The following is a 13,338-nucleotide window of genomic DNA, read 5'->3' on the forward strand; positions in this document are numbered from 1 at the left end:
TATTCTTTTATACTAATTTGATCTTAAATCATATCTTCATTTTGCTGATTCTTTATATATTCTTCTATTGCTTTTTTATTTCTTCCTACTGTATCAACATAAAATCCCCTACACCAAAATGTCTATTACCATATTTATATTTTAGATTTGCAAATCTCTCAAATATCATCAAACTACTTTTCCCTTTTAAAAATCCTACAAATCCTGATACACTCATTTTAGGTGGTATGGCTACCAACATATGTATATGATCTATACACGCTGTAGCTTCTATAATCTCTACATTTTTCCACTCGCATAACTGTCTAAGTATTTTTCCTATTTCTACTTTCTTTTGTCCATATATTTCTTTCCTTCTATACTTTGGAGCAAACACTATGTGATACTTACAATTCCATTTTGTATGTTATAAACTATTATTATTCATTTAATACCTCCATTTGTTTAGATTTGGTCGGCGAAACCAATATCTATTTTAACAAATGAAGGTCTTTTTTTGTTCATCGCTTAAGCTTTTCAGAACTCACCTGCATAGCAGGTGGTTTTCTAAAGACAAAAAGGCTACTAATAAATTTCCTTATTAGTAGCTAAACTTTTTACTTTGATGATTCTTCTATAAGCTTTGCAATTTATTCAATTTTCTTCAACTTCTCTTCTATACTACTTACTGTGCTATGAACTGCTGAATCCTCACCTTTTACATTATTCTTTATGTTTTCTAGGTCCTTTTCTATTGTTTCTATTTTGCTTATCATGTCATCTACTATGTTTATTATACTTTTATCCATTTGTATCCCTCCTACTTTCGTATTAATTTTATATTTATTTTTTTATCTCTACAACAGTAACTCCAGCTCCACCTTCATCAAAACCACCTCTTCTCATTGATTTTACATAGTGGTATCTCTTTAAGTGTTCTTGCACTCCCTTTCTAAGGGCCCCTGTTCCTTTACCATGTATTATCTGAACTGCATCATACCCCGCAAGGAATGCATCATCAAGATATTTATCTATTTCATATATAGCCTCATCTACCATGTATCCTCTAAGGTCCATTGAAGAATTTGTTTTATTAGCCTTAGTTTTCACCATATTGGCTACACCTGTTTTTTAGTTTGCTTCTTAGTCGCTGTGTCTACTTCTAGATTCTTTACAGCAACTGTCATTTTCATAACACCTACTTGAACTTGAATCATTCCCTTACTATCAGGTAAACTCATAACAATTCCCTTTTGTCCTACAGTTGATACATATACTTCATCACCAAGCATTACACTTTTAACTGCTTGCATCCCTACCTTTAGTGTAGATGTTCCTATTTTGTTCTTTGAAGCCTCGTCAAGCTTAGAACCAAGTTCTCTTCTTGCTCTTTCAGCATCCTTCATAGAAGCTGATTTTGTCTACTATATTCACCATATGTGATGAAAAGGTTGATAAACTTTGTTCAATACTTTGTTCGTCTCCAATATCAGCAAATACTTTATTAAATATAGAAAGAGTTAATCCATTATTTACAGGTACTGCAAGTCCTAACATTGCCATTAATGTTAAAATCCCTGTTGTCTTAATTGTAACTAATTAAGATAGAAAGTCTGATGCATAATATACATTTATTAACTATACATCAGACCCTTCTTTACGCTACTATGTTTTTTAAATACTTCATTGAATATTTAAATTTCTGCTAACATACCATCAATTATATCCTTTTTTCTTTTATCTTCTAAATAAATTTTAAAACGGATTAATTCATCTATTTTGGAAGTCATCAATTTATCTCTTTTCTTAATAAGAAAATTTTTCAGTTTCTTTTTCTGCCTTACTGGTAGTAATCCAACTATGAGCAAGAAGATTTCTTGTTCTTCTCTTTCCCACTTATATATTCCATTCCCTTCTTGTATAAATCCAATTATAACATTATTAATAGATTCATATAGTTGAACCCTAGATACTTTTTTTCTATCTAATACTCTTATTTTTGTCTTAGATATAATAAATAGTAATGTATATATTTCTTTTAACGTTCTTAATTTCTTACTTTTATTAATTTCAATTATAAATTCCCCTTGAAGTTCAACATCCATTAACCAATATGCAAAAACCTTTGGATAGCGATTATTTATTAAAATATAATTAACTATCAGTGATACCTTTGTTTTTTTATCACATTTTAATAATTTTTCTTCTAAATACTGTATATACGATTCTATATTCTTTTTTATTTCTTGGATTTCTTGTTTTGATGACCTTATACCCATTTTTTTGCTGTTATTAAATTGTTCTATCCTACTAAAACAGTAATCCAAATGTCTAGTTAAAAAAGTAAATCCAATATTCTGATTCAATTCATCTTTATCATTTAATAAATAATCTATCAATTCTCCTGAAGGTTCTACATTCATATGACCCGATACCATATTTAGTAAAAGTAATTTGTTTTTATCTTGCATTACTAACTTTTCAAATTTCTCTTTATCAGACTTAAATAATATTATGCTAATTTGAAAAATCTCAATATAGTCCCAATACTTAAATTCATGGAATCTATTTAGAAATTCATATTTATTCTTATAACTATTCTCGCTCCATTCAATATTAATGCACATTTTTTGAGAATTGCCACAAAGAAGCTTATACATCCCCCCATATAGAGGGTTAATAAGACTTCTAATTTCTAATTCTCTTTGTAATCCATCAATGCAATCTAAATTTCTTATGATTATAGCAAGAACTACAATTAAAACACTAAATGGAAAATCCCTTTTTTGGTCATCAGACATATTTATCTTATACTTTTCTAATTCCTTTACTATTGTTGATATTTTCTTTCTACCAAATATACGATTTATTCTTAACTTTATATTTTCTCTTGAATCTATTCTATTCCACTTATCAAAAATAATTTCTGATAACTGACTTATATTCTTAGCATTCATAATCTCCCTCTTATATCTCCCCTGAATCTATAATATTTCCGTCCTCTAACCATACCTTCAAATTACTCCATATATTTTTTGATGCTATATGAGTAAGTTTATGAATACAATAATGATTTTCTCCTAATGAATTAAAAGAGGTTCCTATTGCAATTCCAGAATACTCATCGCCCTTGCTTGTTATAATAAATCTATCATGAATAGGAGCTTTCGTCTGATAAAAATGAATTCCTAGACTTTCCTTCTTCTTCAAAACATCTATTATTACTGAATCTTCTTTTATGAATTCAATCATTTCTTTAACTCCATAAGCTTTCTCTTTATTTTTACAGAAAAAAGCAATATTAATATTCTTAGAGTTTATATTACTATGCGTAATAATCCGCATCCAATCCATTATATGTGTTATTTTTTGATTATCAGTAAAATAAGGATCAAAGATCCATATAGCATCATAGTCTGACCCTAAAACATTAGTAATTATATTCATGGCTTTATTAAGCTCACCTGGACTTATAAACACAACCATATTATCATCTATTTCCTGTTTTAGTCTATTTCCTATTGAATAATTTGATTTAATATATAAGTTCTCCAATTCATCTATTTCATCTCCTATTATGCTAACCTGCTCACTACTTTCACCTTTTATAACAAACTCTTCAAGCAACTTATTTAATTTTACTTTTTTACTTTGCCCAATAATATTCATATTTAATTGAATTCTTCTAATATATGAGACATTCTTATTTATATATATTAATTCATTATCTTTATAAATCTCAATATCATGACAATCCCACTTTCTATCTGATATAATTTCTAATTCTTTTGTATATTGAGTTACATTAACTATTTTTGTTGAAACCACCATTTTATCTTTTATAAACTTGACAATCACTATAGTGTTAGAATTTAATTCCTTAACCACTATGCCTTCTTCTTGCTTTGCATGATATAATCCAATGTGACTGTCATATAGCAAAATATTTCCATAACACATAGGATTCTTCTCGATGTTAAGTCCAGTATATTTTTTCACAAATTTATTAATTTCCTTAAATTGTTCTATAGGTATTTTAAGTGAATATTTGTCATCCTTTATACTGAATATTTTATTTGGTTTATTTAAATAAACATATTCTTGTATGTATGCACAAACAGATCCACTATATGGATTTTTATCCTCATCTACTTGAAGTAAACCTTCAAATTTCCACGTCCACCCTATTACTGTATCTACTATATTATCAGGAACTACCTTTTCCTCAAAAATCAAATTATATTTACCTATCTTCCTAATCTTTTTAATATTTCTGCTTCTAATATCACTATCAAATCCTTTATGATAAATGGTTATCAATATCTGTCCTGCATATGTTACAATATTTTGAATCAAAACACTACCCCCTTAAAATAAAATTCCATAAAAGTATTTTTAATATATTAATTAATATATTAAAAATCTTTTATAGCCATTATAATAAAATCAAAAATGGAAATTTTTCTAACTCAGAAACTAAGCTGCTTGAAGCTTGTTTAGAATAAAAATCTCACTAATTCAACTTAAATAAAGCCTCTAAAAACTTTTAGAAGCCTAATTTTTATTGAATCATTATATAAAACTTACTAACTATTATTTATTTTATCAAAAAGGTTTTCACTATAGTCTTTAATATCATATATATTTAACATACTATACTTTAATTTTATTTCATAAAAGTATTTATCAATTAATTCCTTAGTAATAACTTTATCTGAAGAATCATTAGACTCTAATCCTATTCTAGTAACTATCCAAGGCATTTCAACATGTGTCATATTTTCTAAAATTTTTCCACTATAGCAACCAAAACTTTTAATAACACTGTTAATTACTTCTTTTTCAATTTCAGTTAAATCAATATCATCATAATCAATATTTTCTTCAATAGGATTATATCCATGATTTTTATATCTAAAATATACATCCCTATATACTGGACCATGAACCCAAGCTTCACAATCATTGTTAAACAAATACTCACCGTTAAAAATTTTATAAAATGCCTGAGAATAATACAATAATTTTTGCAGAGCCAATGGAGTTATTTCCTCACACTTAAGTAGCATATATTTAATGACACTATCAATTTTATCATTACACACCATTGTAATTGCTCTTTGATCTTCTTCATTATATTCAATAGATTTTTTACAATTGTTATACGCACGTTCAGTTATTTTATCTTTATTTTCTTCCAATATTTTAAGCATATATGATGAATCTTCTAAAATTCTTTTTAATGTATCCGAGTATTGCTTTGTTGGTATATCTCCATTCAAATATCTAGTTAGGGTTCCTTCCCCCCAACCTAATAATAATGATAGTGGTCTTTTCCCAATACTATACTTCTCTAATATACCTTCTATTTCTGATATTAAAATTAACCCTTCATGATTTCTATAAGCATCATCTAACATCTGCAAATTATAATCTCTAATATCAGACACAAATATTTCTTCCCTGCACCCCTTGCAATAAGCTTCTCTTCCTTTATAATTTATATTCTTACCTTTTATGCATTTTTCTTTATCAACTTCCTCAATAAAGTACTCTGTCATATCGTGGCATTTTTCACAAAATCCTAACATCAAATTACCTCCTAATCATTAAATATCTTTAAAATATTATATAGGCTAATTAGCAATTATTTAAATAAATATTTAATTGGCTTATTCCTTTTATGAAAAGATACAACTATCATAAACTCATTACCTTTTCTTGTTTCAGATATATTAATTTTAATATATACTTCTACTAATTCTAGTTCACCCCAACTATCTAGCTCACACTCTTTACAAAATATGTATAACTTCTCATGAGCGAACTCTTCCTTTTCATTATCAACAGCATAACAAAAATCATCATATTCAAGATTAAGTAAAATACCTTTTTCTTTTTTACTATCTATTTTGTAATTCTCTATGAAATCAACATTTTCTTTTCTATTTTGATTTTTAGATATTGTGTATTTGCCTTCTATAATCAATTTTCTAATATTAACAATATATTCTTTAATTTCTTCTGGAGTAAAACTTGTATATTTTTTTGTTTCTTTATTAGTAGAATCCAAATCTTAATCGCTCCTTTAGTACTATTATATCTAAATTATACAACAACAATACCTATATAGCAATAAATTTGTATCAATTAATACATTTAATTTAGTTTAATTTAGTACTAATTATACCCTTTCTAGTCTAGCTATATAAAAAACATACTAAAAAAGATGCCTTCTGTACAAAACAGATAGCATCTTCTTTATAACACAACTTAACTTTTTACTTAGATGATTCTTCTATAAGCTTTACAAGCTCTTCCATTTCCTTAAGCTTCTCTTCTATACTACTTACCGTACTATGAACTTCTGAACCTTCACCTTTTACATTATTCTTTATGTTTTCTAGATCCTTTTCAATTGTTTCTATTTTGCTTATCATGTCATCTACTATGTTTATTATACTTTTATCCATTTACATCACTCCTTTTCATTGGTACATAAGGCTTTAAGGATATTTCGCCCCTTAAAAAGCCTATCTTAACCTTTAGTATTAATCTTTTATTTATTTTTTAATCTCTACAACAGTAACTCCAGCTCCACCTTCATCGAAACCACCTATTCTCATTGATTTTACATAGTGGTGTCTCTTTAGGTGTTCTTGAACTCCTTTTCTAAGGGCACCTGTTCCTTTACCATGAATAATCTGAACTGCATCATATCCTGCAAGGAATGCATCATCAAGATATTTATCTATTTCATATATAGCCTCATCTACCATGTATCCTCTAAGATCGATTGAAGAGTTAGTCTTATTAGCCTTAGTTTTTACCATGTTGGCTACACCTGTTTTCTTCGTTTGCTTCTTAGGCGCTGTGTCTACTGCTAGGTTCTTTACAGCAACTGTCATTTTCATAACACCTACTTGAACTTGAATCATTCCCTTACTATCAGGAAGACTCATAACAATTCCCTTTTGTCCTACAGTTGATACATATACTTCATCACCTAGCATTACACTTTTAACTGCTTGCATGCCTACCTTTAGTGTAGATGTTCCTATTTTATTTTTTGATGCCTCATCAAGCTTAGAACCAAGTTCTCTTCTTGCTCTTTCAGCATCCTTCATTGAAGCTGATTTTGCGTTACTTCTGATTTCATTAAGTTCTCTTAGAATTCTATCTGCTTCTTCTTTAGCATTTCTTAATATATCCTGTGCTTCTTTTTTAGACTTTTCTAGGATTTTATCTCTTTTCTCATCAATTTTTTCTTGCTTCATTGCAAGCTCTTTCTTTAGTCTATTAACTTCTTCTCGAAGCCCTTCTGCTTCTGAAAGTTGCTTTTGAGCTTGAATTGTTTTATCTTGAAGAGATTGGATAACGTCTTCAAAGTTAGCTTCATCCTTGGATATCATTGATTTAGCTTCTTCAATTATATTTTCAGAAAGTCCAAGTCTTTTTGAAATATTAAATGCATTAGATTTACCTGGTATACCTATAAGTAATCTATAAGTAGGTCTTAAAGTCTCTATATTAAACTCAACACTTGCATTTTCAAATCCAGCTCTTTCCATAGCAAAAACTTTTATTTCACTATAGTGTGTTGTAGCTATAATCTTAGCACCTTTTTCATATAGGTTTTGCATGATTGCCATAGCAAGAGTTGCCCCTTCAGTTGGGTCTGTTCCTGCACCAAGCTCATCAACAAGTACTAATGATGATGAATCTACATTATTAATTATGTCTACTATATTCACCATATGTGATGAAAAGGTTGATAAACTTTGTTCAATACTTTGTTCGTCTCCAATATCAGCAAACACCTTATTAAATATAGAAAGAGTTGATCCATCATTTGCTGGCACGGCAAGTCCTGACATTGCCATTAAAGTTAAAAGCCCTGTTGTCTTAAGTGTAACTGTTTTACCACCTGTATTCGGCCCAGTTATAACTAAACAGTTAAACTCTTTACCTAGTCTAATATCACTTGCAACAACCTTATCTCTATCGATTAGTGGATGTCTTCCTTCTTTAATATCAATGATTCCCTTATCATTAACCATCGGAATAGTTGCCCCCATATCAAGTGCAAGCTTACCCTTTGATATAATAAAGTCAAGGTAACCTATGTTTGTATTATTATGAAGAAGGTGATCTGCATTTTCCTCAACTATTCTTGATAATTGATTAAGTATTCTTTCTACCTCTGCCTTTTCCTTTAGAGAAAGCTCTTTAATTTGGTTATTCATCTCAACTATTGCCATAGGCTCTATAAATAAAGTCGACCCTGATGATGATTGATCATGAACAAGTCCTGGAACATTTCCTTTACACTCAGCCTTTACAGGTATTACGTACCTATCTCCTCTAATTGTTATTATCGGGTCTTGTAGATACTTTCCATGTGAAGATATCATTCCTTGAAGCTTTTCTTTAATTCTTGAATTCTTATCTCTTATACTTCTTCTTAATGAGAACAATAAATCACTTGCTCTATCTGAAACTTCATCTGTTCCTATAACTATTTCCTCTATCTTCTCACGAAGGTTCTTTATATAAACAAGTGTGTCTACCATTTCAAATGTAATAGGATAGCTCTCATTCTTTGAACCATCTTCGAAAAATGTCTTTAAGGATTTGGTACATCTAAGTAATCCAGCAATATCTAAAAGTTCAGATGGCGTTAGAACAAATCCAAGCTTTGCCCTTTTAACTGAGCTTTCAATGTTTCGTACTCCATCAAATGGAAGAGAACCCCACTGAAGAACTATATCTAGTGCCTCACGAGTTTCCTCAAGTCTTTCCTTTACATCATAAAGTTTAAAGGAAGGCATAAGACTTTCACATGTCACTTTCCCTATACTTGATGATGCTTTACTTTTTAGCATATCTATAATTTTTTCAAATTCTAAAATTCTAAGCGTCTTATCGTTCATATAATCCCCTCATTTTATACTATTAAACTAAATTGAATATATTTTACTCTATATAACACCTTTATAAAAATGTCCTTTAGTAGCTTTCCCATTAAGTTTACTAATTACTTCTTCCTGAGACTTTGAAATGCTAAAGTCTCCATTTTGTCCTCTTTCAATAGCATCTCTATAAGCCTTTATTGTAGCCTTAACTTCTTCTATATCTTCATCTAAAAAACTAATCATAAGATAATCTACATTAATGCTTATAATATCTCTTAATGATTCTATAGTGCAAAGGGTCTTTGAATTATATATATGACTTCTACATAATAGGTCAGTATATATAGGGAAGTCTTCTCCCATTCTATCCTTCATGTAATGAATCCTATTTTCACAAAGAGTACTACAGGTCTTAGTTCCATCTCCCTTGAAACTTCCTACAGGACAATGTCTACTAACCATAAGTTTTTGCCTTCCATGAATATGAATCATTGTTTTAATCTCTGTTTTACTTACTGTATCTCTTAGCTGTTTTACATTTAGTTCAGGTGAAAGAAGAACTCCTTCACTTTCAAAGGTTTCGCATGCCTTGGAATTAAACACGTTGAATCCCTTATCTAAGAATACATCATATCCACTTTCCTTTAATATACTATAAACTCCAAGGTTAGAACATAGTGCCTTATCTACTCCATTTTCTTTAAGATAGGCTATATCTTCCTTAACCTTATCCAGTTCTTCTAAAACAATTTCACTAAACCATGGATATATCTTTATTCCCTCATTATTAAGTTTTGCTATTTCTCTTATCTTTGTAGGATTAAATCTTAGATTTTCCCCTCCATAAAATACCAAATCTACTCCTTCATTATGAGCTTCCTTCGCAGATTTTATATCAGTCGTACATACTACAAGCCTTTTGTTATCACTAGAAGGCTTTTTATTATATTCTATATTAACACCTAACTTTTCCTTTTTACCTTGAAGTTTGTCAATTAGAGAATCTATAACTTCTCTTCTCATAGCATTTAGCCTTGATACAGGTATTATTATTCCCTCTTCAATGTCTACATTTAAGGATTCAAACTCAAATGGTGTATCTCCAAGTTTTCTTAATGACTCTTCTACCTTTTCCTTTGTAGTTGGCTTATTTATTGCTCTCTCACTTATATCTGAAGTAACATTGACAAGAATTTCTTCAAAGTTTTCTAATGACTTTCTGAAAATCTTACCTTCTTTATATACATTACCTGAATCTATTCTAACTGTCAGTATTGGCTCTTCTCCAATCTTTGCTATAAACTCTCCTCTTATTCCTCTTTTAGGAGATGATTTAGGATCTATTGTTTCCTTTGCTGACTTTAGAAGAAGTATATCTGAAGACTTGTATATCTTATCTCCTGCCTTTGCACCTTCAAGATATATTGTGACTATATCACCCTTTGATGCAGATTCTACCTCTATATTTCCTTTTTTTATCTTCGAAACCTTTGCACCTTTATCCTTACCAAAGACTTCAACTCCATCTTCAAGATTTAATTCTGAAACTAAACGTATATCACAAAACTTTCCCTTAGCACCTATAACATCACCAAGATATGTCCCCCAGTTCTTTGGTCTATCATAGCTCATCATATTCTTACCTTCATTTTTATGCATAAAGGCTGATGTGAACCCTCCTCTATTGAATATCTGGGTAACATTTTTTATATCCTTTGATTCTCTTCTTCCTTCTATAGCTTTCTTATATGATGATACAACTGTTGCGACATACTCGAAGCGCTTCATTCTTCCTTCAATCTTCAGGGAATCAACACCTATTTCTACTAACTTTTCTATATATTCTAATGTAGATAAATCCTTAGGACTTAAGATATGACTCTTCTTCCCACCATCTAAGCTATATTCCATTCTACAACTTTGTGCACAGGTTCCACGATTTCCACTTCTTCCACCTATCATGCTACTAAACAAACATTGACCAGAGAAGCATATACAAAGAGCACCATGAACAAAAACCTCAATCTCAGCTTTTGTATTTTCCTTTATATATTTGATTTCCTCTATTGAAAGCTCACGTGAAAGCACTACCCTTTTTACTCCCATATTATATAGAAGGTTAACTCCCTCTAAATTATGAACAGTCATTTGTGTACTTCCATGTACCTCAAGCTCTGGTAGCTTATCTCTTAAAAGCTTTAAAAATCCTATATCCTGAACTATAATAGCGTCTACCCCTACCTCATATAAAAAGGCAGCGTATTCAAGTGCGCCTTGAATCTCTTTATTACTTAATAATGTATTCATAGTTACATAAAGCTTAACGTTATATGAATGACAATATCTAACTGCTTCTATCATTTCTTCCCTAGAGAAGTTACTTGCGTACTTTCTTGCTGAAAACTCACTACCACCTACATATACTGCATCTGCACCATTAAGTACAGCTGCCTTTAAACATTCAAAATTTCCAGCAGGAGCTAATATCTCTGACATAATTATTTCTCCTCTTCCTTAGTCTTAATTTAATTATATACAATAATCTTAATTCTACACAACTATTTAGATGAAGTATGTGCTATGCAGTAGTTGAAAAAAACTATTTTGTATATAAATATATAAATTTTAGGTAATAATAAAGTTTACTATTAAAAAAGTAGTGTCCGTATAAAAGTATAAAAATTTATAAAGTATACATACTCTCCAAATATTTCCATCTTATTATTTAAGTATAGTTTCATGCAAGTAGTGGGGTTTAGGGTTGAAGCAGTAGCAATGAGAGTTAGGAATTCTTATCCAAATCAAATATATTAAGACTTAGAAGACCTCGGCAAGTGTAGCGATTTAGAGGTCGCACTTGGCTTAATATATTTGTGGGGATTAGAAGTCCTTCTCGAAATTCTCGTCGCTTCAACCCTAAACCCCACTACTGCACACCTCATACCTACAACAAGCAGAAAGCATTTTCTATTTTATTATTTCATATAGTTCTATACTGTGATATAATAAAGCGACACATTTTTACAATATAATAATTAACGGAGGTTATAATATGAGTGATAATCAATTCTCATCAAGAATTGGATTTATTCTAGCTGCAGCTGGTTCCGCTATTGGACTTGGAGCTATATGGAAATTCCCTTATATAGCTGGAATCAGTGGTGGAGGAGCATTTTTCTTTATGTTTGTTATATTCACTATCTCACTTGGACTTCCTCTTCTACTTGGGGAGTTTATCATCGGACGTAAGACAGGAAAAGATGCAATAGAAGCATATTCTACAATCGCACCTGGTACCAAGTGGAACCTTATAGGCTATCTTGGTAATGTAACCGTTTTTATACTACTATCTTTCTACAGTGTTATAGGTGGATGGATTCTTATTTATATATTTAAAGGTATTACAGGTGGTCTTACTGATCTTTCGCCTCAAGGGTATGGAGAATTACTTGGCTCTGTTTCAGGAGATCCCCTACTTTCTATTATTGCCCATCTCCTGTTTATAGTACTTAATATACTTGTTATATCTAAAGGGGTTCAATCTGGAATAGAAAGAGCAAGTAAAATTATGATGCCAGCTTTATTTGTAATATTTATTATTATTATAGCTCGCTCATTAAGTCTAGAGAATGCTTATGCTGGAGTTGAGTTTTTATTTAAACCTGACTTTACTAAGATAACATCTCAATCTATATTATTTGCACTAGGTCAGGCCTTTTTCACCTTAAGTCTTGGGGTTTCAGGTATGGTAACTTATAGTGCATACTTACCTAAGAATACAAACATAAATAGTTCTGCTATTTCAATAGTTTCTATGAACTTATTTATTATAATTCTTTCTGGACTTGCTATTTTCCCTGGTGTATTTTCATTTGGACTAAAACCTGATCAGGGACCTGCACTACTATTTAATGTTCTTCCAAATGTATTTAGTAGAATACCATTTGGTACATTATTTTTTATAGCTTTTCTTGTATTATTTTTATTTGCAGCACTTACGTCATCATTTTCAATGCTTGAAATTATTGTTAATTCAATAACTAAGGGAGATAATACTAAAAGAAATAAATGGTCATGGATAATAGGTCTTAGTATATTTGCATTTGGTATACCATCTGCACTTTCATTTGGAGCATTAAGTGATTTTACTATATTAGGGAAAACCTTTTTTGATTTAGCTGACTTTATGGTAAGTAATTTTTTAATGCCGCTCGGAGCATTACTTATATCTATATTCTTACCACTAAAAATGAAAAAAGAAGAGCTTTTTTCAGAGCTATCAAATCCGAAACCTATTAAAAAATGGCTATTTAATACTTGGTATATAATTATAAAGTATATTGCACCAATTGCTATAATAATTGTTTTCTTAGATAGTTTAGGAGCATTTAACTTCCTTAAGAAATAAATAACAAAAGCTACCCTTACTAGAATTTATATTCTG

General features: G+C 30.0%; 11 protein-coding genes and 2 pseudogenes. 1 reads left to right on the forward strand and 12 read right to left on the reverse strand.

Features of this window, described 5'->3' with window-relative positions:
* Positions 1 to 23: 23 nt before the first annotated feature.
* The 12 genes and pseudogenes from tnpA to CLCY_RS04015 all read right to left on the reverse strand — a co-directional run bounded on the left by tnpA (position 24) and on the right by CLCY_RS04015 (position 11,390).
* A pseudogene (gene tnpA, locus CLCY_RS03970) lies at positions 24 to 379 on the reverse strand (IS200/IS605 family transposase).
* A gap of 250 nt (positions 380 to 629) precedes the next feature.
* On the reverse strand, positions 630 to 788 hold the full coding sequence (locus CLCY_RS13735; RefSeq protein WP_161797102.1) for a hypothetical protein: 159 nt from the start codon (positions 786 to 788) through the stop codon (positions 630 to 632).
* A 34-nt stretch (positions 789 to 822) separates the two neighbouring features.
* Positions 823 to 1,092 (reverse strand): Smr/MutS family protein, encoded by a 270-nt coding sequence (locus CLCY_RS03975; protein WP_048569848.1) that lies wholly within the window; start codon positions 1,090 to 1,092, stop codon positions 823 to 825.
* A gap of 5 nt (positions 1,093 to 1,097) precedes the next feature.
* Positions 1,098 to 1,385: a MutS2/Smr-associated SH3 domain-containing protein gene (locus tag CLCY_RS03980; RefSeq protein ID WP_048569849.1), complete on the reverse strand. Its 288-nt coding sequence runs from the start codon at positions 1,383 to 1,385 to the stop codon at positions 1,098 to 1,100.
* Between the two features lie 4 nt (positions 1,386 to 1,389).
* Positions 1,390 to 1,575: pseudogene (locus CLCY_RS13595) on the reverse strand (hypothetical protein); the annotation flags it as partial.
* Between the two features lie 98 nt (positions 1,576 to 1,673).
* Positions 1,674 to 2,936 (reverse strand): hypothetical protein, encoded by a 1,263-nt coding sequence (locus tag CLCY_RS03985; protein ID WP_048569850.1) that lies wholly within the window; start codon positions 2,934 to 2,936, stop codon positions 1,674 to 1,676.
* A gap of 10 nt (positions 2,937 to 2,946) precedes the next feature.
* On the reverse strand, positions 2,947 to 4,335 hold the full coding sequence (locus tag CLCY_RS03990) for a hypothetical protein (RefSeq protein WP_048569851.1): 1,389 nt from the start codon (positions 4,333 to 4,335) through the stop codon (positions 2,947 to 2,949).
* Positions 4,336 to 4,565: 230 nt separating this feature from the next.
* Positions 4,566 to 5,570 (reverse strand): type II toxin-antitoxin system antitoxin SocA domain-containing protein, encoded by a 1,005-nt coding sequence (locus CLCY_RS03995; protein ID WP_048569852.1) that lies wholly within the window; start codon positions 5,568 to 5,570, stop codon positions 4,566 to 4,568.
* A 56-nt stretch (positions 5,571 to 5,626) separates the two neighbouring features.
* Complete coding sequence (locus CLCY_RS04000; protein WP_048569853.1) at positions 5,627 to 6,052, reverse strand: hypothetical protein; 426 nt, start codon at positions 6,050 to 6,052, stop codon at positions 5,627 to 5,629.
* Between the two features lie 208 nt (positions 6,053 to 6,260).
* Positions 6,261 to 6,452 (reverse strand): hypothetical protein, encoded by a 192-nt coding sequence (locus CLCY_RS04005; protein ID WP_048569854.1) that lies wholly within the window; start codon positions 6,450 to 6,452, stop codon positions 6,261 to 6,263.
* 90 nt (positions 6,453 to 6,542) lie between these two features.
* On the reverse strand, positions 6,543 to 8,912 hold the full coding sequence (locus CLCY_RS04010; RefSeq protein WP_048569855.1) for an endonuclease MutS2: 2,370 nt from the start codon (positions 8,910 to 8,912) through the stop codon (positions 6,543 to 6,545).
* 48 nt (positions 8,913 to 8,960) lie between these two features.
* Entirely contained in the window at positions 8,961 to 11,390 is a 2,430-nt protein-coding gene (locus tag CLCY_RS04015) for a U32 family peptidase (protein WP_048569856.1), read from the reverse strand.
* Positions 11,391 to 11,946: 556 nt separating this feature from the next.
* Here CLCY_RS04015 and CLCY_RS04020 point away from each other — a divergent pair.
* The gene (locus CLCY_RS04020; protein WP_048569857.1) at positions 11,947 to 13,302 is read left to right on the forward strand and encodes a sodium-dependent transporter; all 1,356 of its coding nucleotides are present in this window, start codon (positions 11,947 to 11,949) and stop codon (positions 13,300 to 13,302) included.
* Positions 13,303 to 13,338 lie beyond the last annotated feature (36 nt).

Source organism: Clostridium cylindrosporum DSM 605, assembly GCF_001047375.1.
Lineage (GTDB): Bacteria > Bacillota > Clostridia > Clostridiales > Caloramatoraceae > Clostridium_AB > Clostridium_AB cylindrosporum.